The organism is Pseudomonas brassicae (assembly GCF_010671725.1).
GTDB classification, from domain to species: Bacteria; Pseudomonadota; Gammaproteobacteria; order Pseudomonadales; family Pseudomonadaceae; genus Aquipseudomonas; species Aquipseudomonas brassicae.
In genome coordinates this window covers 1-3,322 of the sequence record NZ_JAAHBU010000511.1, presented here as the reverse complement: position 1 = coordinate 3,322, position 3,322 = coordinate 1, and the positions used below count along the sequence as shown (strand labels likewise).

The 3,322-nt window shown below is 64.7% G+C and carries 2 protein-coding genes; one reads left to right on the top strand and one right to left on the bottom strand.

Going from position 1 to position 3,322, the window contains the following annotated elements; translation table 11 throughout:
• Positions 1-186 precede the first annotated feature (186 nt).
• Entirely contained in the window at positions 187-1,401 is a 1,215-nt protein-coding gene (serB, locus tag G3436_RS25455) for a phosphoserine phosphatase SerB (RefSeq protein ID WP_163950939.1), read from the bottom strand.
• A gap of 135 nt (positions 1,402-1,536) precedes the next feature.
• Here serB and G3436_RS25450 point away from each other — a divergent pair, with 135 nt between their 5' ends.
• Positions 1,537-3,039, top strand: coding sequence for a histidine kinase (locus tag G3436_RS25450; RefSeq protein WP_163950938.1), 1,503 nt, complete (start codon positions 1,537-1,539; stop codon positions 3,037-3,039).
• Positions 3,040-3,322: the final 283 nt, after the last annotated feature.

Here is a 3,322-nt window from a genome sequence, read left to right as displayed (position 1 = left end):
GCGTCTGCGGTGAGGCATGGGCGAGTGCCTGGCGTTGCCGACACAGCAAGCCTGAAATGTAAAAAGCCCGCAGCGATGGCGGTCTTTTTTGTTCGGCTTTCGGGCCTCTTCGCTGGCAAGCCAGCTCCCACAGGATCATCACCGCCCCTGATGCCAGCGAAAGGGCCGCAAAGCGGCCCGCCTTGCTCAGTCGCGGCCGTCGCGGTCGCGGAAGCCGAGCAAATACAGCACCCCATCCAGCCCCAGCGTCGAAATCGCCTGCTTGGCCGACTGCTTGACCAGCGGCTTGGCACGGAACGCTACGCCCAGCCCGGCAATCGCCAGCATCGGCAGGTCGTTCGCGCCATCGCCCACGGCAATCGTCTGCTCCATCTGCAGGCCTTCCTTGCGCGCCAGTTCGGTCAGCAGGTCCGCCTTGCGCTGGGCATCCACAATCGGCTCCACGGCAACGCCGGTGACCTTGCCGTCCACCACTTCCAGCTCGTTGGCGAACACATAGTCGATGCCCAGCTTTGCCTGCAACTGCTTGGCAAAGTAGGTGAAGCCGCCGGACAGGATGGCCGTCTTGTAGCCAAGGCGCTTGAGTTCGGCAAACAGCACCTCGGCCCCTTCGGTCAGGCGCAGCGACGCCCCGATCTCGTCGAGCACGTTGACGTCCAGGCCCTTGAGCAGCGCCAGGCGCTCCTTGAAGCTGGCACGAAAATCCAGCTCGCCGCGCATGGCTCGCTCGGTGATCTCGGACACCTGCTCGCCCACGCCCGCCGCCTTGGCCAGCTCGTCGATCACCTCGGCCTCGATCAGCGTCGAGTCCATGTCGAACACCGCCAGGCGACGGTTGCGACGGAACAGCGAGTCCTGCTGGAAGGCGATGTCGACGTTCAGCTCCTGCGCCACGCTGAGGAACTCGGCGCGCAAGGCCTGTGGATCGGCCGGCTCACCGCGCACCGAGAACTCGATGCAGCCCTTGCCCTGATCGGCGGGGGTGTCCAGCGCGATACGACCCGACAGACGGTCGATGTGATCGATGTTCAGGCCATACTGGGCGGTGATCGAGCTGACCCGCTGCAGTTGTTCGGCGGTGACCTTGCGCGTCAGCAGGGTAACGATGTGGCGAGCCTTGCCCTGGCCATCGACCCACTGCTGGTAGTCCTGCTCGGACACCGGGGTGAAGCGTACCTGCTGGTCGAGCTTGTAACCGGTGAACAGGATGTCCTTGAGTACGGCAGACCCCTGCTCGGTACTGGGGATTTCCACCAGGATGCCGAACGACAAGGTGTCATGGATGACCGCCTGACCGATGTCGAGGATGTTGACCCCACCCTGGGCCAGCACGCCGGTAATGGCTGCGGTAAGACCCGGGCGGTCCTCGCCGGTGATGTTAATCAGAACGATTTCGCGCAAAACAGGCTCCGACTCAGTGACAAAACCCGCATTCTACCCACTTTCGCAGACCATCGGGCGCAGTCGATACTTTGCCCGCCCATGGCCTGTCGCTATACTGCGCAGCAACTTCTCCGACATAAAGAGCCGCGCTCTGTGAACCGGCCCACGCCCGTTAAAACCGACAACTTCTTCCTGCTGATCTTCCGTGCCCTGCGCCAGCGCCGTGTACCGTTGGCCCTGCGGATCGCCTGCCACAACGTGTTTCTGGTGGCGCTGGCGCTGGTCATCTATGCCGGGGTCATGGGCCTGCAGTTCAAGCAAGCCATGCACGAGCAGGCCGACGCCCTGGGGCAGAGCCTGACCACGCAAACCGCCACATCGGCCACCGAGCTGCTGGTGTCCAACGACATCCTCAGCCTCAACGTGCTGCTGGGCAACCTGGTGAAGAACCCGCTGGTGGCCCATGCGGCGATCTACAGCGTCGACAACCGGATCCTCGCCGAAGCCGGCCAGCGCCCCAAAAACGGCCTGCTGGGCGAAGCCGAAGGCCTCTACCAGACCAAGATCACGTTCCAGGACGTGACGGCCGGGCAACTGCGCATCAGCCTGGACATGAGCCAGTTCCAGCAACCGCTGACCATCAGCCTGCAGAGCATGGGCATCCTGGCGGCAATCCTGCTGGCACTGGCGTTGGCCCTGAGCCTGCGCCTTGGGCGCTTCATCTCCACGCCGCTGCTGCAACTGCGCGTGTGGCTGCGCGACCTCGACGCCTACACCCCGGCCACCGACCGCCAGGACGAGATCGGCGACCTGGCGCGCCAGTTGCACTCGCGCTTTGCCCCGCCGCCACCCGAGCCGGAAATCGAGCCCGAGGAAGAAGACGAACTGGACGAAGACGACCAGGAACCGGCCTTCCAGGTGCGCAACCTGCGCGATCCGAGCTTCGATCAGTCACCGCTGGCGGCCAAGCCTGCAGCCAGGCCAGTGCTCGACGAAGACGATGACGACGCCTTTGCCGACCTGCGCGATGACAGCGAGGCGGCCCCGCGCCCGCTGCTCCCGGCAGTGCCGCGCCAACCGCAGGCCAGCGCCGTGCTGGCGGTGCAGTTGGGCTCACAGGAACAGCTGCGGCGCTTGCCACGGGCACGCCTGACCGAACTGCTGGACCGCTACCGCGACTGCCTGGAGCAGGCCGCGTCGCTGTACGAAAGCGAGGTGCACACGCTCAACGATGGCAGCACCCTGCTGCTGTTCCACAGTGCCGACAGTGGCGAGGACTACCTGACCAATGCCATTTGCTGTGGCGAGTTGTTGCGCGCACTGGGCCATGCGCTGCAGGTGGAAGTCGCCGACAGCGGCATTACCCTGCAATTGCAGCTGGGCCTGGCGCTGGGCGAAGACCTGCACGGGCTGAGCCAGATCGACCTGCTGCTGACCGAGAAGGCCCAGGACGCCCTGGCCCTGTCGCAGCACAGCCGTAACCTGCTGCTGGTGGAGCGCAAGGTCAGTGACGATGCGCTGATCCGCCAGCGTGCGCGTATCCGGCCGATTGCCAGCCCTGAGGGTGCGTGCTGCGTGGAGCGCCTGATGGAGCCGTATCCGTCGATGCTGGAGCGCCAGCTGGCACGCATGCACGAGCGTCAGATCAAGACCTGAGGCGCGCCCTGGGGCCCTTTCGCTGGCAAGCCAGCTCCCACAGGGTATTGCACCAGCCTCAAGGGCGCTGGAGTATCTGTGGGCGCTGGCTTGCCAGCGAAGAAGGCACCTCGGTTTTTCGTCAGGCACAAAAAAAAGCCCGCTCGCTGCGGGCTTTTTTTTGTGTCCGGTCAGAACCGGAACACCTCCATCTCGGTCCGAATCGGCGTGGCCATCGGGATCCGCGGCTTCTCCGGCTCTTTTGCGCACCTGTACCGGTGCAGCCACCTTTCTTCGGCTGCTC